Source organism: Phycisphaerales bacterium (assembly GCA_020852515.1).
In the GTDB taxonomy this organism is placed as follows: domain Bacteria; phylum Planctomycetota; class Phycisphaerae; order Phycisphaerales; family UBA5793; genus UBA5793.
In genome coordinates this window covers 1-23,952 of sequence record JADZAS010000036.1, presented here as the reverse complement: position 1 = coordinate 23,952, position 23,952 = coordinate 1, and the positions used below count along the sequence as shown (strand labels likewise).

The window sequence follows — 23,952 nt, the reverse complement described above, 5'->3', positions numbered from 1 at the left end:
GCTGTTCACGAGCCCGGCCCGCGATCCGCCAGTGCCACGACTTCGCCGGCCCGTAGTCCCGAAAGCACTTCGAGCGCGTCACCCGGCATGGCGCGGCCGGTGCGCACGGCGCGCCGCTGGAGGTGGTCGTCGATCACCACATCAACCAGTTCGATCTGCCCGACGCGCCGCACCGCCTCGGCCGGCACGACCAGCACCTGCTCATCCTCGAGCGGAATAAGCAGCCGGCCGAACATGCCGCTGTATACGCCCTCGGGGCACGGGCCGGTGACCTTGACGAGAAAACTCCGGCTGCCCGGCGCCGCCTGGGGAACGATCTCGCTGATGATCCCGGTGCACTGAAGATCGAGCGACTCGACCTGCACATCGACCGGCTCGCCGACCTTGAGCCGCTGCGTGAGCGACTCTCGCACGCTCGCGACCAGCTGCATGCGCGTGGGGTCGTAGAGAGTCACCATCGGCTGGCCGGGCGCGACGGTGTCGCCCTGCTCCACGAGTTTGTCGATCACCACGCCGGAGATCGGCGAGCGGATCGTGGCGTAGGCGAGGATCGTCTCGGCTTCGCGCTGCGCCTGCTCGGCGCCGAGCAAATCGCCCTGGGCGGATTCGAGCGCGGTCTGAGCCCGGTTGAGTTCGAGTTGGTTGGCCGCCCCGCTGGCGAAGACCTCCTCGAGCCGATCGAACTCGCGCTGCGCCTGGTCGCGCCGCGCACGCGCGGAAGAGACTGCGGCCTGCGACTGCTCCAGTCGCGCCTGGAGGTCTTCGCTGTCGAGCGTGGCGATGACATCGCCGCTGCGGATCGCAGCGCCGGCGGTCACGTTCATCGTCTCGATGCGGGCGAGCAGTTTGGAGGCGACGGTCAGTTCGTGCACGGCCTCAATGGAGCCGACGGCCGTCTCGACGAGCGGAACGGCGATGGAGACCACCTCGACGCGCGGCCGATCCCCCGCCGGCGGCAGCGAGGCCGACGGGCCCGCGTGAACGGGGCCGCCGATCTTCGGCTCGAAGGAACCAGCCAGCCACAGCAGCAGCACGACCACCGCCGCCAGAAAGGCGAGCCCCAGCGCCGAATTGCCCAGCACGGCGAGCAGCCGGCGCGAATCGCTTCGGCCGGCGCGCTCTGGCGAAGGTGCAACCATCTTCATGCTCCCGGCGACCCGCTGCGGGGCGGCTGCCGCGTCAGCATACGCCGACTTTGGCGATTCGGGCTCGATAAGAGGACCGGCCGGAGCATGATCAGGGTAAAGTGCTTGACGGCCTGCAGCCGGTTCGGGTGCAGTCCCGAGCGCGCGTCGAACCGCCGGCGGCCCGGCCGCGTCTATAATCGACGACTGACGCGGCGGCGGGCGCCGGCCGGCTGCTCCGTCAGTGTGTCGATGCGATCCTGCAGGATGGCGGCGTCCCGATCAATTGGGCGAGCGATCTTGACTGGCCGAGTCGGCACGGTACATTTTGCGGCATTTCGCGGCCAGGGGTGGATCGCCTCCCCACCGGTCGCACCCCGTGTGGGGCGGTAGCTCAATTGGTTAGAGTCCCGGACTGTCGATCCGGTGGTTGCGGGTTCGAATCCCGTCCGCCTCGTTTCTGAAAACCTTGCTGAATCCGTAGGTTACGGATACCTCCCGACGGTCGGGGGCGCAGCTCGAGACGATTTCCGCGCGGTGCGCGCACCGCGCTGGAGTTTCGGGAGGTGCCCCGTGCCCAAGACCCCGGGCTATCGCAAGCGTCACGACCGCAACCAGGCCATCGTCACTCTCACCGACGCCGTCACCAAGCAGCGACGGGACTACTGGCTCGGTGAGTTTGGCACGCCTCAAAGCCGCGAGATGTACCACCGCGTCATCGCGGAATGGGAGGCCAACGGAAGGCGGCTCTTCGAGGCTAAATTCGAGAAGCCACCCGCCGGCGGCGAGGGCGAGGGTGACGGCATCACCGTCTCTGAATTGTGCGCCCGCTTCTGGCGCACGCGCGGCGCCCACCTGAACAAGCGCGAGCAGGACCATCACAAATCGCTGATCCGGCTTCTGCGACGGTCGTACGGCTCGATGCCGGCGGTGGCATTCGGCCCGCGGCGCTTGCAGCGCTTGCGCGATCAAATGATTCGGGATGATGAAGAGCACGGGCGCCGCGCGTGGGGCATCACGTATGCGAACGCCCAAGTGCGTCGGCTGTGTCGGCTCTTCAAGTGGGCCGCATCGCAGGAACTCGTCACGGCGAGAGTCCGCATGGAACTGTTGTCGGTTGATCCGCTCAAACCCGGGCGCTGTGCGGCTCGCGTCGGCCGCGTCGTGAAACCAGTGCCGGTGGAGGTGGTCGAGCAGACTCTTCCGTTCATGGCCAGCCCCGTCGCTGCCGCTGTGCGGCTCCAACTGCTCACCGGCGCGCGGCCGGATGAGGTGCTGCGCCTTCGGCCGTGCGACATCGATACCACGGCCGCAGACGGCGTGTGGGTGGCGAGGCTGGAGCGCCATAAGACGCAGTACATGGGACACGACCGTGTGCTCTTCCTCGGGCCGAAGGCGCAGGCCGTGCTGACGCCGTTCATGAAGCGCGCGGCGGAGGCATATCTCTTCCGGCCCGCCGAGGCGAACGCGGAGCGCCGGGCGGCCCGGGCGGAGGCGCGAAAGACTCCGCTCTCATGCGGCAACCGGGCAGGCACCAACCGCAGGGCCGAGCCGAAGAAGACAGCCGGAGAGCGCTACGACGCGCGGGCGTACTACCGCGCGGTGCAGTACGCCTGCGATGTGGCGTTCCCTCCTCCTCCGCCGCTCGCCAAGCGAGACGACGAGACGCGAGATGAGTGGCGGAGTCGGTTGATAGCGGACAAGTTGAAGGATGCTCTCGACGCTTGGCGGAAAGAACACCGGTGGTTCCCGTACCAACTCCGCCACACGGCTGCGACCCTCTACCGCCGCGAGCACGGTCTTGAGGCATCTGCCTTGGTCCTTGGGCATGCCAGCGCCCGGGTCACCGACGCGGTCTATGCGGAACGGGACCAGTCGAAGGTCGCGGAGATCATGCGGCTGGTGGGGTGAGACCCGAGTCGCTGACCGCCTACTCGGCGCGTAGTGGCAGTTCAGGTTGTAGGACCAAGGCGCGCCATCAGGGAGCAACATGCGGTGCTGGCTTCGCCCGCCGCAGCATGGACACTGACAATAGAACGTGGAGTACCCGTTCACCGGCTGTCTTCGTGAACTGGTCGGTAGTCCATAGGCCGTGGCATACCTCGTTGCGAATGTTCAGACCCTTACTGTGGGCCAGCGTTGCCAGCAGGTACATCCGTAGTTTCTCGCCCAGGATCTTCTTCACGTCCTCGTCGCGCTCCAATGCATCTTGGAGGTTCTTTGACTGTATGACCCCCCTCCCACTCTGGAACGGCTTCACCGTGGGCTTGCCCGCATGGTGGGCAATGTTGACCACTGCCCGCTCAATCTGCGGCACCAGCACGTGAATGGACTGGATGAAGTCGCCCATGATGTGTGCCTCGACCGCGCGCCGGATCAGCGGGATTCGATCCTCGGTGAACAAAGGTGAGAGACGAACGAAGTCCACGACGTGCGCCGAAGTTAGTCCGTTGGCGAATAGGTGATCAAACCCCCAACTGATCCACGGGGCGTGGAACTGGATATGCCGTGATGTCTCATGAACCATCTTCCCGTCCGGGTCGCCAGCTTCGTCGCCGATGTTCGCCTTGATTTGCCGCTCGTCAATGATCAAGGGGGGAAGCAATGCTCCGAGTGGGCACTCCCTCGCGAGTTCCGCGATCTGCGCCAGGGCCTGCTGATCCGGGATGAACTCCACCGCCAGCCGCAACAGGGCCACCTCCATGCTCCCGCCTTCAGTGAGCATCGCGCAGAACTTGTCCACGTCTTCCTTCGTCACTTCGTACTCGAAAGTCATGGGTGCGAGTTGCTTGACGGCATCAGGAGCCCTCTGCTCCGCGTCGAACAGAACCCGCTCGGCTTCCTCTCGCAGCCCCGCTTGGGCATACGTTTTGCGCGCCGTCTCCAGAAACATCACGCCAGTCATCGCGTCACCGATCTTCGCGCGGCGCTCGAATGCCTGTCCGACCGCCCGGAGGATGCGAACCCGATCCTCAGATCTGTTCTTGCGTTGGTAGTAGGCCGCGAGGCGAAGGCCGATGCTCTGCGGGCTGTGGGGGTCAACATCCCATTGACTGCCGGGCGTGGTCATCTCGGCGAACTTTTTCTCCATGCGTTCAACGATGCTGCGCTCCAGGTCTTCGGGCAGTTCCGGCCCCTTCTCCGGCGGCAGCAGGTTGTCGAACAGGTAGCAGTAGGTGCCGAGCTTGTCATCGCGGGCTGTGCGATCAACGTAGTCGATGGTCGCGTCCACTGCTTGCCCGATGCGCACCTTGTCTTTGATGCTCAGCGCGAGCCTGAGGGCTCGTCCGACGCCCTCGCGGGTATCGCCCCATGACGATCCATCGTCCAACGTTGCCGCCGCAATGTAGTTGTCAATGGCAAGCCGGGCGAACTCAATCACCGGCTTTCCCTTCGTCACGAACTTCGTGGTGTCCCACACCAAGTCGGCGTATCGCGCCTTCAGCACCGGATGCTTCGCGTCACGGGCGCGAGTGGACCAGTATTCGATGACCGCCGCATCGGCTCGCCGCAAGTCAGGGCGGCACCGCATCCCGTCGCCTTCACGCAGCGTCATCATCGGCTGGAAGTAGGTCTGCCACGGACCGCCGTTTGCTTCGTGAGTGCTGAAGTCGAATGCCGCCCACTCTGCCCAAGCTGCTTGCTGCACCCCAGGGGCGAGCGCATTCCAGTCGGGCACCGCCCTTTCGACGGCATGTTGAACATGCATTACTTCGAACGTGTCGATTCGGGCGTCGAACTCGGCTAGGACCGCGGCGACTTCAGGCGGGGGTGTCAGTGGCATGCATGATTATCCCGCGTTCCCTCCCGTTGTGTCGGGTATGCGAGCGATTGCGCAGTGGAGCAACTGCCACGAGACCGGTCGAGGGTGGTGGCCCAGATCACGCGGCTGGTCGCGCGATGCTGGGCACCCCGGCCGACCGGCGGCCGGTGATTGGCCGGCCCGATCCTTCGGGGTGATCGAGGGGGGGATCGAATGGACCGCCTCGCCTTATTCCGGTGGGAACCGCACGAGACTACCGGACGCGCCAGCGCACCTGCGCGACGTTGTGGGACCGGTTCGTCTTTTCGCCGCCACCCCCTTGGCCGCCGCGAAGTCCAAGGTTGACATGGTCGCCCGGTGACATCCCACTGATGGCCGGCACGAGGACGGATTAGCCGCGCGAGAGTTACCGTCGCATCACAATTTCGAAAAAAGGTGCGCGCCCGAACGGCTCTCCCAGTGCGGGAGGGCCGTTGTCGCTTCGGTCCCGCGCGGTAACTCGAGTTACCGAGTTACCACCCGAAAGCCGTGTTGAAAATCGCTCATCGCAAGTGGCTCAACACCGAGCCACACCGGTGAGGAGTTTCGCATGGACGGGCAATACTTGACAGGGAAGTCGGGCGACACGAGCACTGACGCGCTGGCGACGGAGGAGTACATCACGCTCTCCCAAGCCGCGAGGCTGGCACCCGGTCGGCCATCATCCAACTGCGTCTGGCGGTGGTGCCGCGAGGGTGTGAAGGCGGCGTCCGGCCAGCGTGTCCGGCTCAAGCATATGCGGTTTGGCTCGCGCATCTACACCACGCGTCAATGGCTGCATGACTTTGGCCTGGCTCTCGCCGAGGCTGATGCGGTCCATTTCGATCGGCCAGAGCGAGAAGCACCCGCCGCTGAGGCCCGCTCACCGCGGCGACCCTTCCGTCGCAGACCCCCCCGCAACGCGATGCACGAGTCGCAGCGCCGCCACCTCGAAGCCGAGCAAGAACTCGAGGAGGCGGGTCTGTGACGCGACGACGCCCTGCCAAGCCGAAATCACGCCAACCTGCCCCTCCGCACGACTTGCTTGCGAGCGTTCGCAGTGCACCAGCCGGTACGCGACCGGATGAACCCGATGCCGACCTTCCAGGGGTTGCCGTAGTGGAAGTGCAGGTCGATCTGCCGGACTTCTGGCGCGAATGGAATCGTGCCCGGAGAGCCGCCGGAAACCGGGTTCCAGCGCTTCTCGCACGTCGCCGCCGCTCACGCCTGCTGGTCGTGATCGCCGCGGAGGACATTCCCTGCCTGATCACGGCCATTCGCATGGTGCAGGAGCGGCCGGACTGATGGAAGCCGTGACACAGAACGGCGCATTGGTCCACGACGGCATGAGCCGGCTCGACGCCGCCCGAGCGTACACAATGCGCGGATTTCGATGCGTGCCGATCCCGCTGCGCAGGAAGGGGCCGGTCGACGCGGGGTGGCCGGACTTGCGTCTCGATGACGCCGATCTGCCACAGCACTTCAGCGGCCGCGGCAACATCGGGCTGCTGCTGGGCGATCCGAGCGGCGGGCTCACTGACGTCGATCTCGATTGCCCGGAGGCGATTGAACTGGCGCCGCAGTACCTGCCGCCGACGCTCGCGATCACCGGCCGCGCCAGCGCGCCCAATTCGCATTGGTGGTACCGATGCCCGGGCGCGGTGACCAGAAAGCACCACTTTCCCGGCACGAAGAAGATGATCGTCGAGATCCGCAGCACCGGCTGCCAGACCGTCGTCGGGCCGAGTATCCACCCATCAGGCGAGGCGTACGAGTGGCTGACGGGCGATCCCGCGGCCGTAGAGCACGAAGTGCTTGCCAGAGCGGTCGAAGGGCTCGCTCGGGCGGTTGCTGCTCGCACCGGCGCGGCGGCGCCTGCGGCGGCGCGTCCGGCGCATCGCGCTGCCGCTCCCGCCGACGAGGCGCTGCTCCGCCGCGCCACCGCCTACCTCGACGCGATGGACCCGGCGATCTCCGGCCAGGGCGGGCACGGCACGACCTACACCGCCGCCACCGCGATGGTGCATGGCTTCGGCCTCGAGCCGGAGATGGCGCTGCAGCTACTGCTCGAACGCTACAACCCGCGCTGTGAACCGCCGTGGAGCGAGAAGGAACTGCGACACAAGGTCGAAGACGCGGCGACCAAGCCGCATGAGTTGCCCTACGGCTGGCTGCGTGATGCGCCGCGTCCGGTCGCGCCGGGCCGCACGCACGCCGACGCCGGCTGCACACCCAACGGCAGCGTGAAAGCGGAGAGCCCGAGCACCGAAACCCGTGCAACACAAGACGATGCCCCGGCCAGCGGCGATGATGCCGGATTCGTGCCCCTCGGGCAGCGTGATCCCGAGAGCGGCCGGCTCGTGCTGTCGCCGAGGCGCACCCTGCCCACAGCCGAGGCGTTCGTCCGCGAGTTTCACCAGCACACTGAGGGCCGCACGGTTCACTCCTACGGCGGCGTGGTCATGCTTTGGCGCGACAACCGCTATCAGCAGGTCGAGGACGAATGGCTCAAGCACCGGCTCCAGCCCTGGCTGCATGCGGCGCTGCGGTACGTCTACAACAAACAGACGAGGTCGATGGAACTCGCGGACTTCGAGTCGAACCCCACCACCGTCAAGCAGGCGCTGGACACGATCCGTTCGTTCGTCCACCTGCCGGCGTCAATCAACGCCCCCTCATGGCTCGACTCGCGGACCGATCGTCCACCCGCGCTGGAGATTCTGCCCTGCAAGTCGCTGAACTTCCACATTCCCACGGGTCGCATCTTCAAGCCGACGCCGGCGCTCTTCACCATCAACGCGCTCGATTTCGACTACGACCCCGATCCTGAGCCGCCCGAGCGGTGGATCAAGTTCATGGAGCAGCTCTTCGGAGATGACATCGAGTCAATGGAGATGCTCCAGGAGTGGATGGGCTACTGCCTCACCGCCGACACCTCGCAGCACAAGATGCTCCTGCTGGTGGGGCCGCCGCGATCCGGAAAGGGCACGATCGGGCGCGTGCTCACCCGCCTCGTCGGCGCCATGAACGTGGTCGGTCCGACCACCAGCAGTCTCGCGGGCAACTTCGGGCTCCAGCCGCTCATCGACAAGTCCCTCGCCATCGTTTCCGACGCCCGCTTCACCGGCGAGAGCGTGGCGACCGTCGTGGAGCGGCTGCTGTGCATCTCAGGCGAGGACACACTCAGCATCGATCGCAAGTTCCTCGGCTCCATCAGCATGAAGCTCCCGACGCGGTTCATGTTCCTCACGAACGAACTGCCGCGTCTCAACGACGCCAGCACCGCGCTCGCCCGCCGCTTCCTCGTCCTTCGGCTCACGAACAGCTTCTATGGCCAGGAGGACACCACGCTCACCGATCAACTCGTCGCCGAACTGCCGGGCATCCTCCTGTGGGCGATCGAGGGATGGAAACGACTGAGAGAGCGCGGCCGATTCGTGCAGCCCGAGAGCAGCGAGGACGCGATCCGAGACCTCGAAGACCTTGCGTCGCCGGTCAGCGCCTTTGTGCGCGACTGCTGTGTCGTCGGCCGGGGTCACCGCGTCAACGTCGATGATCTCTACCAAGCATGGAAGCGGTGGTGCGAGCAGGATGGGCGCACGCTGATCACCAACAAGCACACCTTCGGTCGGGACCTTGGGGCGGCCGTCGCCGACATCAAACGCAGGCGAGGGACGGGCATGGTGTCGTTCTACGAGGGCATCAGTTTGCGGGAGGGCCAGTCATGACTCGAATCACTGCCGCGCACTGTCACGGACTGTCGCGTCAGTTGCCACTGTACTCAACATCGTCTCGCGCGCATGCGCGCGCCCGCGCGCCCGCGTGAAATTAAATGGGACTGTCGCGACAGTGCGCGGCAGTGCGCGACAGTCACATCCCCTGATTAGGTACTTCCCAGCAAATGGCGTGCCACGACGCCCGCGGGAACAGCCGCAAAGGTAGACTGGCACATGATAACGCGGAGGGTGTCCGGATTTTGTGGATGACTTGGCGACGAGCACGTCGAAACGGCCATTTTGAGTCAGAAACCGCGTTTTTGCTTCAGGAGGATCAGTGATGGATGAGTATCATGGCGATCGTCACCCGCAAGGTCGCACCCGGGCCGAGCTGCTCGATGTGCATGCCGTGGCCGACATGCTCGGGGTACCTTACCGCCGCGTCTACCAGTTCGCCTTTGTCGGCACGATCCCGGCGCCGGTGAAACTCGGCGGGTTGGTGCGCTGGTCGCGCCGTGAGTTGCTGCGCTGGATCGATGCAGGGTGCCCGACGGTTCCAGCACCGCCGGTCGAGACCGCACGCGTCGAGAGTGGAGACGCCCCTCACCAGCCGCCGTCGCGGGTCAAGGCGAGGGCGGCCTACGAGTGGGCGCTCAAGAACATCCCGGAGGCGGCGGAGATGTCGTACCGGAAGTTGTTCGACGCGATCCTGGCGAGCGAAATCCCTTCTGATCTGCGCAGTTGGATGCCGCCGAACGCGACTGCGTTCGAGAGATACCTCAATGCAACGGGCGTCAGGAAGCGGGATGTCCGGGTCGCCACCCCGCGCCAATTGATGGAGTTGGCGATCGATTCCAGCGAGGCACCACAATGAGCGCGACGGTCGATGACATGCTGCTCTGCCGCCTGGCTGGCGAACTCTGGGCAGTCTTCGCGCCTTGGCGCGGGCCGTGGGGTGGCGGCGGCGCTGCAGCGGCGTACCTGGGTCGGCGATCGTTCCGGTCCGGCGCTGGGTTGCGATGGCGGCATCAGGGCCGCGATCGAGATGAGCGCGATGAGAACGTCGAAGCGCTCGGGCGGCTGGAGCGGCGCGGGCTGCTCACTCGGCGGGTGGAAAAGACGAAGGTGATCGCGACCCGGCTGCTCGACGCCGGGATCGAGCGGGTCTGCTCGCTGGCCGGCGCGCCGTGCTGGTCCGCGGGATGGCAGGTGTGCCGGCGGCTCGTGGAGTGTGACGACAGGCGGGCGTGGATGATGCACCTCGGGACGCGGTGGACGGCGGAGTGGGCCTTGGCGGGCACACCGTCGCAGTGGGCCGCGTGCGGCAACGACGAAACCGGGCGAGCCAATCGACGGCGGCTGTCGGAACTTGAGGAGGCGGCCATTCCCGCGCTGGTTCGCGGCTGGATGGAGAGCGGCGCAGACATGGACGGGCGGGTGTGGTATTCGTTCACGGACGCGGGGGCCGCTGCGCTTGCGGACGCGCCGGCCGAGGCGCCGTCGGGCATCGACGCCGATGAAGACTGCGCGCTCGCGTGGCGCGAGGGGGCGCATGCCATGCAGGTCCGCCTCGCCGCCGCCCAGCGATCGGAGCGGGAGATCGGCCTGCTGCCTCTGCCGGCCCATGATGCCCAGCCGTACACCTACGCCACTGCCCGACAGGAGTTTTGCGACTACGCCAAGTACGCCGCCGCGGCGGCACATCTCGCCACAGGGGCGAACGTGGGCGGCGACATGGGGCGAAACGGGGCGGCGGATTCGCAACGGGGCAGCCCAACCAAGAGCACAAGGAGAATTGACTCATGAACACGTTCAAGGTCGAACTGCGGCCGCTGGCCGAGATCAAGCCGTACGAGAAGAACCCGCGCTTGAACGACGACGCCGTCGCGGCCGTGGCCAACAGCATCACCTCGTTCGGCTGGCGGCAGCCGGTCGTCGTCGATGGCAACGGCGTGATCATCTGCGGCCACACGCGGTGGAAGGCGGCACAGAAACTCGGCCTGGAGATGGTGCCGGTCCATGTCGCGACTGACCTCACGCCCGAGAAGGTGCGGGCGTACCGGATCGCCGACAACAAGTCGGCCGAACTGGCGGAATGGAACATGGACCTGCTGCCGCTGGAGATGGGCGAACTCCAGGGCGCCGGGATCGACTGGTCGAGCCTCGGTTTCAGCGCCGACGACCTGGCGAAGATCTTCGACCCGGGCGTGCAGGATGGCTTGACCGATCCCGATGCGATCCCTGAGCCGCCCGATGAACCGATCACCAAGCCCGGCGACCTGTGGGTGCTCGGCGAACACCGACTGCTCTGCGGCGACAGCGCCAGCGCCGCCGATGTCGATCGACTCCTCGAAGGCCAGCCGATTCATCTGGTCAACACGGATCCGCCCTACAACGTCAAGGTCGAGCCGCGCAGCAACAACGCGATCGCGGCGGGCGTGACCTCGTTCGCGCGGCGCGCTGATCTCCAGTGCGACCGCTCCACGACCGAGCGAGGCAGGCAGGATCGCGAGCGCAAGGCCAGGCGCACTCATCATCAGAGTTTCGACGTGGCGAGGCAGGGCGAGAAGAAGCGGACGACGCGGAAGATGCGGGCGAAAGACAGGCCGCTGGAGAATGACTTCGTGAGCGATGATGCTTTCGAGCAAATGCTCCTCGCGTGGTTCGGCAACATCGCGCGCGTGCTGCTGCCGGGCCGGGCGTTCTATTGCTGGGGCGGCTATGCGAACGTCGCCAACTACCCGCCGGCTCTCAAGGCGTGCGGCCTCTACTTCAGCCAGACGATCATCTGGCACAAACAGCATCCGGTCTTGACGCGCAAGGACTACATGGGTGACCACGAATGGTGTTTCTACAGTTGGCGAGAAGGCGCTGCACACGTCTTTCTCGGTCCCAACAACGTGCCCGATGTGTGGTCGATCAAGAAGATCAACCCGGCATCAATGGAGCACTTGACTCAGAAGCCGGTTGAACTGGCCGTGCGCGCCATGCAGTACTCCTCGCGCGTCGGCGAGAACGTGCTTGATCTGTTCGGAGGATCGGGTTCCAGTCTCATCGCCGCTGAGCAGACACAGCGCCGCGCGTTCCTGATGGAGATCGATCCGGCCTATGCGGATGTCATTGTGGATCGGTACCAGCGCTTTTCAGGAAGACCGGCCGTGCTGGAGCGCACCGGCGAGTCGCCGATTCCGATGAAGCCGCGCGAGGAGAAGATGCGGTGAGGGTGTGGACACGAATGTCCGGTCTACTTCGCCACGACGCCAGGAAGCGGCTCGCCGCATTCGGTGCAGACGGGCGAGGTGCCTCGCGGGTAGCCGCACGCAGGGCACAACCCCCTCCGAGCGCGCCGCGTCCCGCGATACCATCCTGCCGCGCTGAAGGCGAACAATGTGATGCCAGCATAGAACAGGGAGTTGCATATCAGGCCCAACCAGATTGGACCGATCGGGATGAGGTAGTCCGCTCCACTTCTTCGCCCGATCCAAGCGCCACGGTCGATGGTCGTTGGCGGGTTTCCATATGGCACGGGCGTGAAGTCTGCCCATCTCTGAGCCTCGAAGGCCCGCAACGGGAATCCGGCGCGCATGTGATACGCACGCTGCATCTCAAGACCGTCCTCGTTTACAGACGTTCCAAAGAAGGTATACAGGCTACAAGCCGTCGCATTGAATGTGTCGAGTGTGTCGCTCGGGAGCGGGTCAAAACCCGCCGGGGCGTTTCTCTGCCACCACCGAATATGGTCCTCACTCGCATCATGCTGCTCGCTCTCGAGCCCCCATCCGGTCGCGAACGCGGCGCCCCACGCCACAGCGGTATTCACAATCGCGCCGAGCAGCAGGAAGATGACGGCCCGTCGGGCCCACCTGAGCATGATGATCATTGTACTGGCCGGCAGGCGGCTGGGCGAACCCGCAGACACAGCCGCGACCTGGGTCACGGCTGTGGATGCTTGCCGGGATGGGGCCGTCTACTCGGTGGCGGTCGGTTCCGGCCCCTTCTCGCGCAGCGCGTGATACTCAATGAGCGCGTCCTCGTAGACGAAGTCGCTGGCGGCGACGTGCCTGCGCTCGCGGGCCGGCACGATGCAGCCCCGCTCTTTGAGGAACGCGACGGCGACAGCAACCTGCGTCCACGGCGGCATGGCCGATTCCTCGCCGCCGCCGGCCTTGGACCGGATGTCCTCCATCGTGAACGCGGCACTGCCCATCTGCTCGATGGCGTAGGCGATGTCGTCGTAGACTTGCTTGGTGCACATGTGCTCGTAGGGCTTGCCGCGCTTGGGAATGACGCGGCGCAGCAGCGCGCCGCTCGGGCCATCGACGGCGAAGGTCTCATTGAGTTGGCGCGGCATGGGGATCACCTCCTTCCCGGCGCAGCGCCGGTGGCGTGTAGACGGTCGAGCAGGCGGCGCAGCGCACCTGCTCGCCGTCGTCGATCCAGATCAGGCGGTCGATGCAACGCTGGCCGCAGCGCGGACATGCGTCCTCGGGGTCGACGAGGTGGTCGTTGGGTTCATGGTTCATGGGTTGTTGGTCCCTTCTCAAAGCGCCAGCCGGGCGATGACATCGTCGATGCGTTCATCTTCCGGCTTGGCAAGGGTGATGAGGCGGGTGATGACCTCGTCGCTGAGCATGACCAGCGCTTCGGCCTCGTTGATCTCCACGACCGGCCCCATCTCGGTGACGGCATGCTCGCTCAGCGCGTGGAGCGTGGACTTCTTCAGAAGGACGACGAACTTCATCGTTCACGCCTCCTTCCCGGCCGCGGTGAAGCGGCCCTTGTCGACCTTGGCGAATCGTGCGTCCTTGCCCTTGGCTGCGATCTCGCGGATCATGGCCGCGTAGAGCGTCGCGTGCGGCGTGGCGCCGTTGGTCTTCCACCCCGCGGCGATGGCGCGTTCGGCGATCGTCTTGGCGTCGAGAGGCTCCTTGGCCCGTCCCAGGACCTGCGCGGCGGCGTCGAGGCCACTCAAGCCCTCGCGCTTCTTGCGCGGCTTCGTTTCCGCCTTGCCCTCCTTGCCGCTGGTGGTCTTCGCGCTGCTGGTGCGGGCCTTGGGCGCGCCGCGGTCGGCTGGCATGGTGATGCCGATCTGCGCCGGGGTCTTTCCGGTGAGTTGCTTGATCGACTGCTTGATGTGGAAGACGCCCGTCACACTGCCCGAGGCGTCCACCTCGCGGCAGCCGGTCTTCTCATCGATGGGCGAGTCGGCGGGCACGCGGTAGAGCAGCGGCGTCTTGCCGTCGATGCGGAAGAACAACTCGTAGAGCCGGCCGTTCTTCTTCCAGCAGATGTGGTTGCGGCTGGTGGGCAGGTTCTCGACCTGCTTGGCGATCTCAGCGAAGTCCGGCTTGTTGACCAGCGCGATGCGTGGCGGCGTGCGCCGGCCCTTGCGCTTCTCGGCGGGCGGTGTCGTGGGCGTCGCGGGCGTCGTGCCCTGTTGCGCTGCCGCTTCCGCCGCCTTCTTCACCCAGCGCGAGCGCTCCTTGCCGTTGACGATCTCCGTCCGCATGACCAGGCCCTTGGCTGCGGCCTTGGCGTCGCGCTCGGCGATGCGCTGGGCATCCCGATCAACAACGCGGCCCCCGGATTCACTTCCGGAGGCCGGTTGGGCGTCCTTGTTGTTGCTCGCCTCGGGCGGCGGTGTGCTCGCCTTCGGCGGCGAGCCGACCTCGGCCCGCAGCCGCTGGGCGCTCTTGATCCGCACCTTCTTCTTCGTCTCGATGTTGGTGGCGTCCCAGCCGCCGTGCCGGCTCTCGGCGTCGATGCGCACCTTGGCGATCTTGCCGGAGACCTTGGCGGTGTACGTTCCGCCGATTCGTACCTGATCCTTCTTCATGTTGCTGCTCCTTTCAAGAGAGCGGTTGGTGGAAATGGCCCGCCGTCACTTGGCGGCGAGTTCTTCGATGATCTGAAAGTTCGGCGACACGCCCCAGCGCGGCCGGCCGCTCGCGTCGGTCGCGATGATGCGACTGCTCACGTTGGACACGTCGGCGAAGGCGTCGAACATGCGCTGCGTCGCGCGGCGTGCGGCGGCGACGATCCCCTCGGGCGTGCCGTCGTGGCTGGCGACGAGGTGGCCCAGGACGATGCCGTCGCGATCGCAGGCCTCGCGGATGACGACGTTCGGAGCGGTCGTGCCGCGTCGGCGGGCGGCTCGCGTGCGTTCGATCTGGATGGTGCTGCTGTTCATGGTGCTCCTCTCTCACGTGCCCGCAGGCAGCGGCGTGATCTCGATGGCGCGGTTGCACGCCGGGCAGACGGCCTTGGTGGGCCGCGCCGCTTGGCGGCCAGCCTCGTAGGCCCGCTCCAGCGCGTCCTTGATGCACCAGACCGCGAGGTCGTGGAAGTCGAGGCTGCCGCTGCGCCGGGTGTCGAGCGTCTCAAGGCCGAGCGCCTCGCGGGCGATGGTGGTCAACTTGTTGTCGCGTGTGCTGCTCATGATGGCTCCGTTTCGCATGGGGTTGATGGTTCAGCAGCCCGCGACGCGTTCGATCTCGGTCCGCACGCTGTGGAGCATGCTGTTGGTGGCGTTCGGATGGCCGTGGCGGTCGGCCCCGTAGATCGCTTTGGCCGCCGCGACCGCAGCGGTCCAGCGTTCGTAGTCGCTGGCGCCGCGTGCCAGTTCGAGGCACGTCTCGCCGAAGAGAATCTGCGCCCCGTAGTCGGCCGCGTGAATCTCGACGTCGCCCTCGACGCCCTTGATGGTGATCTGTGTGATGGTCATGGTCGTGGTCCTTTCCCGCGCGGTGGCGGCTGGCGTGGTTCAGATGGTCGTGACGTTGGCGACGAGCATGCAGGCGCGAATCACCGCGTCGAGTTCGCCGTGCTGGCCCGCGTCGAGGTCATCGACGTTCTTCTCGAAGATGCGCTGCGCCAGCGCTCGCCGCGTGGTGTCGATGTCGATGGGCTCGAAGCTGTACGTCGGGGCGTAGTTGTCGCTCACCGCGACGTTGGCGCAGCCGGTCTTGTAGACGCTCAGGCCGTACTCGATGTCGAGCGCGTGGCTCGCATGGACCTGCCGGTTGACCGACTGAACCCGGATGGCGATGCTCTCGATCCGCGTGCCGGCGTGGATCACCGGCGCTTTGCCCGCCGCGTGGTCGCGATTCCAGAAGGCGAGGATCTGCTCGTCGGTGTAGCCCTTGCGGCGGAGGTACTCGAGGTCGCTGATCGAGTGCATCGGGTGCTCGCGCAGGCGCTTGCTCAGGTCGTCGTTGGTGGTTCGCGTCGTCATCGTCGTTCGTCCTTTCGGTGTCGTTCGCGGGCGGCCCATTCCGCCTCGCATTGCACACATGAGGGCATGAGCAGCGCGACAATGCAAGGCAATTCGCCGAGGATTCCGGCACATTTCGCAGATTGTGCACAACTGCCGATCAATGTGGGGAACCTCGCCGCGCCGGGCGCGAAGTCTGCTAGGAATGTGCTAGGTCAGGCCGAACATCGCGCCACGTTGGCCCACGTTGGACCGCGCTGGCGGGTGGCCCAACGCCTCGCCTCGCGCTCGCCCGGCGCGCCGTGCGCTACGGAGGGCCGCCGTGCCGACGCCGCGTGAAGACCAGACTGACCGACCCGGCGGCCTCAACCCCGCCGCTCTATCGGTGACCGACACGGCGCGCACATTGACGCGCGTCGGCGGCCGGCCGATCACCGAGGCGATGATCGAGCGAGACATCGAGGACGGCGCGCCGACCAACGGCGACGGCACGATCAACCTTGTTCACTATGCGGCCTGGCTCGTGAAAGACCTGGCCGAGCGCGCCAGCGCCAACGGAGGCGGCCGTGGCGATTGACCCGCGCCAACTCAAGCCCGGTGAACTCTGCCGCCTGCTCAACAGCACGCCGCTGGGCGAAGTGATCAGCGAGCGGCAACTGCACCGCCACCGCACCCGGGCCGGGTATCGCATCGGCGATGGGAAGACGGTCGATCTGCTCCGCTACACGGCGTGGCTGGTGACCGAGCGGCACGAGCGGCTGGTTGGTGAAGACGCCGTCGAGAATGACTCGTTCGATGAGCAGTTCGACGCGGCGCGAGCGCGCCACCTGCCCGATTCCTTCACCGGCCGGAACATCGACGCCCTGCCCGAGATCGTCGATCCAAGTCGCAAGGAAGCCTGCCGCCGCAACTTCCGCCTCTTCTGCGAGACCTATTTCCCGCAGACCTTTCACCTGGCGTGGTCGCCGGATCACCTCAAGGTCATCGCGCGCATCGAGCAGGCGGTCCTCGAAGGCGGCCTCTTCGCGATGGCGATGCCGCGCGGATCGGGAAAGACTTCAATGTGCGAAACCGCCTGTCTCTGGGCGCTGCTCTACGGCCATCGGGACTTCGTCGCCCTCATCGGCTCCGATGAAGAGCACGCCGGCCAGATGCTTGAATCGATCAAGGCCGAACTGGAGAACAGCGAAGCCCTCCTGCACGACTTCCCCGAGGCGTGTTTCCCCATCCACTGCCTCGACGGCATCCACCAGCGCGCCGCCGGGCAGCTCTTCGAGGGCAGTCAGACCCACATCGGCTGGACCGCGCACGAGATCGTCCTGCCGACGGTGCCGGGTTCGCTGCCCTCGGGCGGCATCATCCGCGTCGCCGGCATCACCGGGCGTATCCGCGGGATGAAGTACAAGCGGCCCGACGGCCGCAGCGTCCGCCCGTCGCTCGTGCTCATCGACGACCCGCAGACGGACGAATCGGCCCGGTCGCCATCCCAGTGCGCCACCCGCGAACGCATCCTCGCCGGCGCCATCCTCGGCCTGGCCGGCCCGGGGCGCAAGATCGCCGGGCTCATGACACTCACCGTCGTCCGGCCTGATGACCTGGCCGACCGCCTGCTCGATCGCGACAAGCACCCGCAGTGGCAGGGGCAGCGCACAAAGATGGTGTACTCGTTCCCGACCCGCGAGCAGTTGTGGGCGGAGTACGCGCGACTGCGGGCCGAGGGACTGCGCGCCGACGAGGGCATCACCCGCGCCACTGACTTCTACGGGCAGCATCGCGCCGAGATGGATGAGGGCGCCGAGGTCGCGTGGCCGGACCGGTTCAATCACGATGAACTCAGCGCCATCCAGCACGCGATGAATCTGCGGCTCCAGGATGAGGCCGCATTCTGGGCTGAATACCAGAACGAGCCATTGCCTGAGAGCACGGCACTCGACGAGGATCTGCTCACCGCCGAGCAGATCGGCGCGAAGTTGAGCGGCCACGGGCGCGGCGAGGTGCCCATCGGTTCGTCGCTGCTCACCATGTTCATCGACGTGCAGGCCAAGGCGCTCTTCTGGCTCATCGTGGCGTGGGAGGAAGACTTCACGGGCAACGTAATCGACTACGGCACTGAGCCGGACCAGAGAGAGGCGTACTTCACTCTCCGCGACGTCCGCCGCACACTCGCGGCGGCCGCGCCGCATGCGGGGCTTGAAGGCGCGGTCTACGCCGGGCTCGAGCGGCTCACCGATTCCATGCTCGGCCGGGAGTGGAAACGCGATGACGGCGCCATGGTCCGCATCGACCGGTGCCTGATCGACGCGAACTGGGGCCAGTCGTCGGATGTCGTCTACCAGTTCTGCCGCCAGAGCCGGTATGCCAATCTCGTCATGCCCAGCCACGGCCGGTACGTCGGCGCTGCGAGCATCCCGTTCAGCGAGTACAAGCGCAAGCGCGGCGACCGCGTCGGCCTGAACTGGCGCATCCCCGTGATCACCGGCAAGCGGGCCGTGCGCCACGTCGTGTTTGATACGAACTACTGGAAGTCGTTCGTGCAGGCGCGCCTGGCCGTGCCGATGGGCGATCCGGGTTGCCTGGCGCTGTTCGGACGCACGGGCGGATCAGCGAATCGCACCGCAACCAACCATCAACTCCTCGCCGAGCACCTGACCAGCGAGTACCGCGTGAAGACGCAGGGTCGCGGCCGGACCGTCGATGAGTGGAAACTCCGCGTGGACGGCCTCGACAACCACTGGCTCGACTGCCTCGTAGGCTGCGCCGTTGCGGCGTCGATGCAGGGCGCCGTTCTCTACGGCACGGACGTGCAGCCGGCGCCGCGCCGGCGAATCCGCCTCTCTGATCTCCAGGGAGGGCGGCGATGAGCGAAACGGCGACCAAGCCGAAACGCGAACCCGAACCACGCGGCATCCGCTGCCCAAGATGCGGCTGCGGCCACTTCGAGGTCGTCTACACCCGCCGCATCCTTGGCGGTGCGATCCGAAGGCGGCGGGAGTGCCGGCACTGCGGGCGAAGAATGACGACGACGGAACGGATGGGGGGGTAGATCAGCGTCCGGTTGGTTGAGATGCCGGCTGAAACATCCATGAAGTGTCACGAATCGCTCGGACGTTTGGCGGGCGACACCTACAAGTGAGTTCTGAGCGGCAAGTCGTACCCCACGACGACGGATGAAGGCATGATGGCGTACTCCACCCGGCAGCGGAAAGCGTGGAACAGGGCGGGATTCCAGCCGAGTTGCCTGCACACCTCGCGGAACATCTGGGAATAGCGCGGCACATCGGCGGTGTCGAGCACGCATGGCCCTTGTCCAAGATGGACGACGCTGCAGTGCTCGAGAATCCTCTTCTGGTGCTTGTCGAGTACACCACCGAAGAGAATTGGCTCGCCGCGCGGGTTTGCGACCGCGTAACCCCGAGGCGCCGGCAGCGTGGGCCCGTGAGTGCCCGCGGCGATGATCAGGTCGACGATGAGCGTGCGAATCGGCGCCTTGATGAGTACTGATGCTCCGAGCGCCGGTTCCTCTTCTTCGCGATACCTCGGCACGTCTGGGCGATACAACTCGGCGACGAACGCGGTGACGGCGTGGCGCTGGCCGACATCCTCGGTTTCGAGTTCGACCACAAGGTGACCCCGGTCATTCACGCGGCTATGCACTTTCGGAAGCGGCTGCGTGCCGAACTCCGTCAACAGCGTGCATCCCGGCGCGGTGATGTCGTTGGACGTGAGCGGATGCCCCATTGAAACGATGGCTTCGGACCGCATGTCGCGAAGAGAGTCCGAATGGGCGGCCGTGCTGCAGAGTTCGATCGGGGCGTCGCCGCGGATGCGGCACACGTCGATCGCGCCGGAGATGGCGAGCATGTCAGCTCGCTCCGCCGACGAGGGATGGAAGACGAGCGTGACGAGTTTGGTGCCGACCTGCGTTCCCCAGATGTGGCTGTTGGCCTCAAAGGCGGCGCGGCGGTAATGGAGTTCGTCCTTCCAGTCGGGCTCGCGGTTGAGTCCGGTCAGAAGGGAGTTGAACGTTCGGCGAGAGCCGGCGACGTCCTGAACCAGATCCTCAAACCGCGCGGCGGAGCGAGTCAGTTCCGCCACGGACTGCGGACTCACTCCCTGCTGCTCGGCGGCGCGGACGAGCCGGCGGATCGCCTTCATGCCCGGTACCGTGTCCGCCGCGGCGATCAGATTGCGGCTGTGCGCGACCCGGAATACCTGCCACGCGAGCGTGCCAGGGATGGCCAGCGCCCGTTGGAGGTCTGTGGCCTTCCTCATGGGGGAACCCTGCCCGGTTGCCTGGGCGACCGCCTCGATGAACCCCTGGCAAGCCAGCCGCATGGTTTCGAGCACCTCGTGAATCTCTGTGTCGAGACGCGGGGGCTCGCCGCGGCTGTCTGCGGTCGCGGAGGGTAGGTCAGCGCTGAGAGGCTCGCGTGGGGACATGGCACACCAAGTATAGCCCAAGCGGGCCGAAAAGTTGGATAAATACAGATAAAATGTACCTAAATGCTCTTGCATTCAGATGGGTCACAGGTAAAATGTGGACGTTCAGATCGCTTGAAGTGGTCTGCTCCGACGTTCGGACCGCATGGCCACTCGACATTCAACACCTCAAAAGCAGGAGGAGAGGCAATGAACCGACGTCGAACGCAACGTACCTTCAACTCGCGGGGCTCCGTCAGCATGAGGGCCGGGCTGCTCTGTGCCACCGTCCTGGCTGTGGGCGCGGCGGCCGTCCACGCTCAGCCCTGTCAGCCCGAATGGGTGGGGACATTCAGCGGGCAGCCCCTCGACAGCATCGTCACTTCGTTCGCCACCTGGGATGACGGCGGCGGCGAGGCGCTCTATGTCGGCGGTCTCTTCCAGCAGGGAGGAATCCAGACCCTCAAGCGCATCGCCAAGTGGGATGGCAACACTTGGGCGCCGCTGGGAGTCGGGCTGGACAGCACCGTCTGGTGCATGACCGTCTTCGATGACGGGCTGGGAGGCGGGCCCGCCCTCTATGTCGGTGGGCAGTTCGTTCGCACCGACGATGGCAACGTGCTGCTCAACCGCATCGCGAAGTGGAACGGCTCATCCTGGTCGGCCCTCGGCACCGGGATGAACAACCTCGTCAACGCCCTGACCGTCTACGACGACGGCAGCGGCCCAGCCCTCTACGCGGCCGGCAACTTCACCACGGCGGGCGGCGTCACCGTGAATAGAGTTGCCAGATGGAATCCCCAGGCCCAGACGTGGTCCGCGCTGGGCAGCGGCACCGTTGGCGTCAACAGCACGGCGCGCACGCTGTGTGTCTTCGACGATGGAGGCGGTGAGGCGCTCTACATCGGCGGCGACTTCGATCAGGCGGGTGGCGCACCGGCCAGCCGCATCGCCAGCTGGAACGGGGTCTCCTGGTCCGCGCTGGGCAATGGGCTCAGAGACGAGCCCGTCCGCGCGATGGTCGTCTTCGATGATGGCGGCGGCGAGGCGCTCTTCGTCGGCGGGCAGTTCACGCTCACCGGAGATTTCCTGGCCGTCAATCGCATCGCCAAATGGGACGGCGCCAACTGGTCTGCACTGCGCGACATCAACACGAACGAACCGGGAGTGAGCGACTGGGTGCGCGGCTTGGCCGTCTTTGACGACGGGACGGGCAATGGTCCGGCACTCTACGTCGGCGGCGACTTCTTCGAGGCCGGCGCAAACCCGGCGGCTCGGGTCGCCAAGTGGAACGGATCCGAGTGGTCCGGGCTCGACAGCGGGATGGACGGCCAGGTCTACGCGCTTCATCCCCTCAACAACTCGCTCTTCGTCGGCGGCACCTTCGGTCAGTCCACGGGCGGCGACAGTCGCATCGCCCGCTACCAGGGTTGCGTCCCCGGTGCATGCCTCTCGCTGAGCGTCGATAACCTCGTTGCGGGTCAGCAGGCGACGTGGACGATCGGCGGCGCCCTTCCCGGAGAGCAGGTGGTGGTGGTTTACGGCTTCGATGCCGGTTCTTCGATCTTCAGCGGGCTTCGAGGCTACTGCGCGTCATTCGGCATCGCGGGCATCAACCGACCCGCCCGCGTGGTTGGTGTGGCGCTGGCCGACGGCGGAGGCGTCGCCACGATCACGCGTGCAGTCCCGGGCAACGCCGGAGGCGTAGCACTCAAGTTCCAGGCCGCCATGCGGGGAACTTGCCCGGAAGAGTGCCTTTCCGATGTCCTCGACGCGGTTGTCGAGAACTGATCCTCCCGCGTCAGTTGCGCGAGCCATCGTCATCTCGCATCGGAGATGAATCACGAGCGGCCGCGAGGTTCAGCCATCGAACGGCCCGTCCTCTTCGCTGAGGACGGGCCTTCCTATTCCTCGAATGTACGGAGATTCGGCCCGCACCGTGTTGTCGGCTTGGCGGTTTGCACGTGTCAGCCGTTCGGGCGCTGGCTTGCCCCGCATGAGAAGATGGACCATCAGTTCATCTGCTGAAGTCCGATGGGCGGTGTGCTGGCGTGAACTGGAAACGCGAGAGTCGCTCAGAGAGTTCTACCCGTGTAACGACTTCGCTCCCACCCCTCCCCATCCTCAATCGCTGAGCGTTTCATCCGTCGGTAACTGACGGATGGACCATGTGCTTCCACCTCTGGATGACCCCGCGCGGCTCGTGATCGAGTTGCGCTTTGTCCCTGCGCTTGACCGTGAAGACGCGGTGCAGGAGGCGTGGCTGGCGCACCTGGAGGGACGGCCCGTTTCCACGGCGGTGAACACTTACGCCCAGCGGCAGCGGCGGTATCGCAAGCGCATGGCCGTGATCATCGACCTTTACGAGGACAAGGGATGGCTGAGTCCGACATCGAGCAGGCGATCAAACAGAGCGCCCAAGGCCCCGCCAAGGCGAGCGGCGACTCGGGCAGCATCGAGCAGCACGGCCTCGCGGAGCAGATCGAGGCAGACCGCTACCTCGAAAGCAAGAAGGCGAGCCGGGGCAAAGGGCTCAAGGTGAAGTTCGTGCGACTGGAGCCGCCGGGTACGGCGTGATGATGCTCAAGCGATTCGTGACATCGTGGTTCAATGGCAGCGGCAAGGCGCCGTCAACGACATCGCGGCCGCCACTGCGGTTCGTGCGCGCCAAGTTCGACTCGGCCCAAACCACGATCGACAACCGCCGCCACTGGGCGAACGCGGATGGCCTGTCGCCCAACGCGGCCCTCTCGCCCGAAGTCCGGCGCATCCTGCGCAACCGCGCCCGCTACGAGGTCGCCAACAACTCGTACGCCAAGGGCATCGTGCTCACACTCGCCAACGACACGATCGGCACGGGTCCGCGTCTCCAGATGCTCACGGAGGACTCCAGGGCGAACGAGGTCATCGAGAAGTCATTCGCGCAGTGGTCGCGGGCGATCAACCTGCCTGAGAAGTTGCGCACCATGCGACTGGCCCGGGCCGAGAGCGGCGAGGTCTTCGGGATTCTCACCAGCAACCCGGCCGTCGAGGCGCCGGTCCAACTCGATCTGCGGCTTGTCGAACCGGACCAGGTGACGAGCCCGCCCGGTCGCCTGCTTCGCGTGGGCGAAGCGGATGGGATCACGTTCGACTCGTTCGGCAACCCGATCTCGTACACGGTGCTGCGTCGCCATCCCGGTGACAGTGGCGCATTCGGCTTCTCCGGCGAGTTCGACACCGTGCCGGCCGCTTCAGTGGTGCATTACTACCGCGTCGACCGGCCGGGGCAGTGGCGCGGCATCCCCGATATCACGCCGGCGCTGCCGCTGTTCGCCCAGTTGCGGCGCTACACGCTCGCGGTGATCGCCGCGGCGGAGACTGCCGCCGACTTCGCGGCCGTCATCTACACCGACGCACCTCCCAACGGTGAAGCCGAGTCTCTTGAGCCGATGGATATCGTCGAACTCGAGAAGCGGCTGGCCACGGTCCTGCCCGGCGGCTGGAAGCTCGGTCAGGTCCATGCCGAGCAGCCCGCGACGACATACGCCGAGTTCAAACGCGAGATCCTCAACGAGATCGCGCGTTGCCTGAACATGCCCTTCAACGTCGCGGCCGGGAACTCCAGCGGGTACAACTACGCCTCCGGCCGGCTCGACCACCAGACCTACTACAAATCCATCCGCGTCGAGCAGAACCACCTCCAGACGGCGGTCCTCG

Annotated in this window: 23 protein-coding genes and 1 tRNA gene; 13 read left to right on the top strand and 11 right to left on the bottom strand. The window is 66.0% G+C overall.

Annotated features, from left to right (window positions below; genetic code table 11):
• Window positions 1–5: 5 nt before the first annotated feature.
• Window positions 6–1,139 (bottom strand): efflux RND transporter periplasmic adaptor subunit, encoded by a 1,134-nt coding sequence (locus IT430_19850; GenBank protein MCC6910192.1) that lies wholly within the window; start codon window positions 1,137–1,139, stop codon window positions 6–8.
• 368 nt (window positions 1,140–1,507) lie between these two features.
• Between IT430_19850 and IT430_19845 the strand changes: the two genes are divergently transcribed.
• Window positions 1,508–1,581, top strand: a tRNA-Asp gene (locus tag IT430_19845).
• Window positions 1,582–1,697: 116 nt separating this feature from the next.
• On the top strand, window positions 1,698–3,035 hold the full coding sequence (locus IT430_19840) for a hypothetical protein (protein ID MCC6910191.1): 1,338 nt from the start codon (window positions 1,698–1,700) through the stop codon (window positions 3,033–3,035).
• 67 nt (window positions 3,036–3,102) lie between these two features.
• On the opposite strand, the gene IT430_19835 is transcribed toward IT430_19840, so the two are convergent.
• Window positions 3,103–4,908, bottom strand: a complete 1,806-nt coding sequence (locus tag IT430_19835) for a DUF4209 domain-containing protein (GenBank protein MCC6910190.1) — start codon at window positions 4,906–4,908, stop codon at window positions 3,103–3,105.
• A gap of 568 nt (window positions 4,909–5,476) precedes the next feature.
• Between IT430_19835 and IT430_19830 the strand changes: the two genes are divergently transcribed.
• From IT430_19830 to IT430_19805, 6 genes are all read left to right on the top strand, one after another.
• Window positions 5,477–5,893: a DUF1580 domain-containing protein gene (locus IT430_19830; GenBank protein ID MCC6910189.1), complete on the top strand. Its 417-nt coding sequence runs from the start codon at window positions 5,477–5,479 to the stop codon at window positions 5,891–5,893.
• Window positions 5,894–6,024: 131 nt separating this feature from the next.
• Complete coding sequence (locus tag IT430_19825; protein MCC6910188.1) at window positions 6,025–6,210, top strand: hypothetical protein; 186 nt, start codon at window positions 6,025–6,027, stop codon at window positions 6,208–6,210.
• A gap of 8 nt (window positions 6,211–6,218) precedes the next feature.
• Entirely contained in the window at window positions 6,219–8,633 is a 2,415-nt protein-coding gene (locus tag IT430_19820; GenBank protein ID MCC6910187.1) for a bifunctional DNA primase/polymerase, read from the top strand.
• Between the two features lie 325 nt (window positions 8,634–8,958).
• Window positions 8,959–9,495, top strand: a complete 537-nt coding sequence (locus IT430_19815; GenBank protein MCC6910186.1) for a helix-turn-helix domain-containing protein — start codon at window positions 8,959–8,961, stop codon at window positions 9,493–9,495.
• On the top strand, window positions 9,492–10,427 hold the full coding sequence (locus IT430_19810) for a hypothetical protein (protein ID MCC6910185.1): 936 nt from the start codon (window positions 9,492–9,494) through the stop codon (window positions 10,425–10,427). The genes IT430_19815 and IT430_19810 overlap by 4 nt, the downstream gene beginning before the upstream one ends.
• A complete protein-coding gene (locus tag IT430_19805) occupies window positions 10,424–11,842 on the top strand; it encodes a ParB N-terminal domain-containing protein (GenBank protein ID MCC6910184.1) in 1,419 nt (472 codons plus the stop codon). Before IT430_19810 ends, IT430_19805 begins: the two co-directional genes overlap by 4 nt.
• A 746-nt stretch (window positions 11,843–12,588) precedes the next feature.
• Here IT430_19805 and IT430_19800 read toward each other — a convergent pair.
• The 8 genes from IT430_19800 to IT430_19765 are packed head-to-tail and all read right to left on the bottom strand — an operon-like array spanning window position 12,589 to window position 15,855.
• Entirely contained in the window at window positions 12,589–12,972 is a 384-nt protein-coding gene (locus IT430_19800) for a hypothetical protein (protein MCC6910183.1), read from the bottom strand.
• The gene (locus IT430_19795; protein MCC6910182.1) at window positions 12,953–13,144 is read right to left on the bottom strand and encodes a hypothetical protein; all 192 of its coding nucleotides are present in this window, start codon (window positions 13,142–13,144) and stop codon (window positions 12,953–12,955) included. Before IT430_19795 ends, IT430_19800 begins: the two co-directional genes overlap by 20 nt.
• A 17-nt stretch (window positions 13,145–13,161) precedes the next feature.
• The gene (locus IT430_19790) at window positions 13,162–13,362 is read right to left on the bottom strand and encodes a hypothetical protein (protein ID MCC6910181.1); all 201 of its coding nucleotides are present in this window, start codon (window positions 13,360–13,362) and stop codon (window positions 13,162–13,164) included.
• A 3-nt stretch (window positions 13,363–13,365) separates the two neighbouring features.
• Window positions 13,366–14,457, bottom strand: coding sequence for a winged helix-turn-helix domain-containing protein (locus tag IT430_19785; GenBank protein MCC6910180.1), 1,092 nt, complete (start codon window positions 14,455–14,457; stop codon window positions 13,366–13,368).
• 45 nt (window positions 14,458–14,502) lie between these two features.
• Window positions 14,503–14,811, bottom strand: a complete 309-nt coding sequence (locus tag IT430_19780; GenBank protein ID MCC6910179.1) for a hypothetical protein — start codon at window positions 14,809–14,811, stop codon at window positions 14,503–14,505.
• A gap of 12 nt (window positions 14,812–14,823) precedes the next feature.
• Window positions 14,824–15,060: a hypothetical protein gene (locus IT430_19775; GenBank protein MCC6910178.1), complete on the bottom strand. Its 237-nt coding sequence runs from the start codon at window positions 15,058–15,060 to the stop codon at window positions 14,824–14,826.
• A gap of 30 nt (window positions 15,061–15,090) precedes the next feature.
• Entirely contained in the window at window positions 15,091–15,345 is a 255-nt protein-coding gene (locus IT430_19770; GenBank protein MCC6910177.1) for a hypothetical protein, read from the bottom strand.
• A gap of 39 nt (window positions 15,346–15,384) precedes the next feature.
• The gene (locus IT430_19765; protein ID MCC6910176.1) at window positions 15,385–15,855 is read right to left on the bottom strand and encodes a hypothetical protein; all 471 of its coding nucleotides are present in this window, start codon (window positions 15,853–15,855) and stop codon (window positions 15,385–15,387) included.
• A 301-nt stretch (window positions 15,856–16,156) separates the two neighbouring features.
• On the opposite strand from IT430_19765, the gene IT430_19760 reads away from it, so the two are divergent.
• Together IT430_19760 and IT430_19755 are read left to right on the top strand one after the other, a co-directional pair.
• Window positions 16,157–16,411, top strand: a complete 255-nt coding sequence (locus IT430_19760) for a hypothetical protein (GenBank protein ID MCC6910175.1) — start codon at window positions 16,157–16,159, stop codon at window positions 16,409–16,411.
• Window positions 16,401–18,695, top strand: coding sequence for a phage terminase large subunit family protein (locus IT430_19755; protein MCC6910174.1), 2,295 nt, complete (start codon window positions 16,401–16,403; stop codon window positions 18,693–18,695). Before IT430_19760 ends, IT430_19755 begins: the two co-directional genes overlap by 11 nt.
• A gap of 262 nt (window positions 18,696–18,957) precedes the next feature.
• On the opposite strand, the gene IT430_19750 is transcribed toward IT430_19755, so the two are convergent.
• The gene (locus tag IT430_19750; protein ID MCC6910173.1) at window positions 18,958–20,106 is read right to left on the bottom strand and encodes a hypothetical protein; all 1,149 of its coding nucleotides are present in this window, start codon (window positions 20,104–20,106) and stop codon (window positions 18,958–18,960) included.
• 357 nt (window positions 20,107–20,463) lie between these two features.
• Here IT430_19750 and IT430_19745 point away from each other — a divergent pair, with 357 nt between their 5' ends.
• The 3 genes from IT430_19745 to IT430_19735 all read left to right on the top strand — a co-directional run.
• Window positions 20,464–22,044, top strand: a complete 1,581-nt coding sequence (locus IT430_19745; protein ID MCC6910172.1) for a hypothetical protein — start codon at window positions 20,464–20,466, stop codon at window positions 22,042–22,044.
• 585 nt (window positions 22,045–22,629) lie between these two features.
• Window positions 22,630–22,830, top strand: a complete 201-nt coding sequence (locus IT430_19740; GenBank protein ID MCC6910171.1) for a hypothetical protein — start codon at window positions 22,630–22,632, stop codon at window positions 22,828–22,830.
• A 2-nt stretch (window positions 22,831–22,832) separates the two neighbouring features.
• A partial coding sequence (locus tag IT430_19735; protein ID MCC6910170.1) for a phage portal protein occupies window positions 22,833–23,952 on the top strand: 1,120 nt, incomplete at its 3' end.

What these genes read in the sequence shown, in the direction of transcription:
- IT430_19765 (MCC6910176.1), bottom strand. Translation starts at nt 15,855, where the DNA reads ATGACGACGCGAACCACCAACGACGACCTGAGCAAGCGCCTGCGCGAG.
- IT430_19790 (MCC6910181.1), bottom strand. Translation starts at nt 13,362, where the DNA reads ATGAAGTTCGTCGTCCTTCTGAAGAAGTCCACGCTCCACGCGCTGAGC.
- IT430_19770 (MCC6910177.1), bottom strand. Translation starts at nt 15,345, where the DNA reads ATGACCATCACACAGATCACCATCAAGGGCGTCGAGGGCGACGTCGAG.
- IT430_19795 (MCC6910182.1), bottom strand. Translation starts at nt 13,144, where the DNA reads ATGAACCATGAACCCAACGACCACCTCGTCGACCCCGAGGACGCATGT.
- IT430_19800 (MCC6910183.1), bottom strand. Translation starts at nt 12,972, where the DNA reads ATGCCGCGCCAACTCAATGAGACCTTCGCCGTCGATGGCCCGAGCGGC.
- IT430_19750 (MCC6910173.1), bottom strand. Translation starts at nt 20,106, where the DNA reads ATGAGGAAGGCCACAGACCTCCAACGGGCGCTGGCCATCCCTGGCACG.
- IT430_19785 (MCC6910180.1), bottom strand. Translation starts at nt 14,457, where the DNA reads ATGAAGAAGGATCAGGTACGAATCGGCGGAACGTACACCGCCAAGGTC.
- IT430_19835 (MCC6910190.1), bottom strand. Translation starts at nt 4,908, where the DNA reads ATGCCACTGACACCCCCGCCTGAAGTCGCCGCGGTCCTAGCCGAGTTC.
- IT430_19850 (MCC6910192.1), bottom strand. Translation starts at nt 1,139, where the DNA reads ATGGTTGCACCTTCGCCAGAGCGCGCCGGCCGAAGCGATTCGCGCCGG.
- IT430_19740 (MCC6910171.1), top strand. Translation starts at nt 22,630, where the DNA reads ATGGCTGAGTCCGACATCGAGCAGGCGATCAAACAGAGCGCCCAAGGC.
- IT430_19805 (MCC6910184.1), top strand. Translation starts at nt 10,424, where the DNA reads ATGAACACGTTCAAGGTCGAACTGCGGCCGCTGGCCGAGATCAAGCCG.
- IT430_19810 (MCC6910185.1), top strand. Translation starts at nt 9,492, where the DNA reads ATGAGCGCGACGGTCGATGACATGCTGCTCTGCCGCCTGGCTGGCGAA.
- IT430_19775 (MCC6910178.1), bottom strand. Translation starts at nt 15,060, where the DNA reads ATGAGCAGCACACGCGACAACAAGTTGACCACCATCGCCCGCGAGGCG.
- IT430_19745 (MCC6910172.1), top strand. Translation starts at nt 20,464, where the DNA reads ATGAACCGACGTCGAACGCAACGTACCTTCAACTCGCGGGGCTCCGTC.
- IT430_19780 (MCC6910179.1), bottom strand. Translation starts at nt 14,811, where the DNA reads ATGAACAGCAGCACCATCCAGATCGAACGCACGCGAGCCGCCCGCCGA.
- IT430_19830 (MCC6910189.1), top strand. Translation starts at nt 5,477, where the DNA reads ATGGACGGGCAATACTTGACAGGGAAGTCGGGCGACACGAGCACTGAC.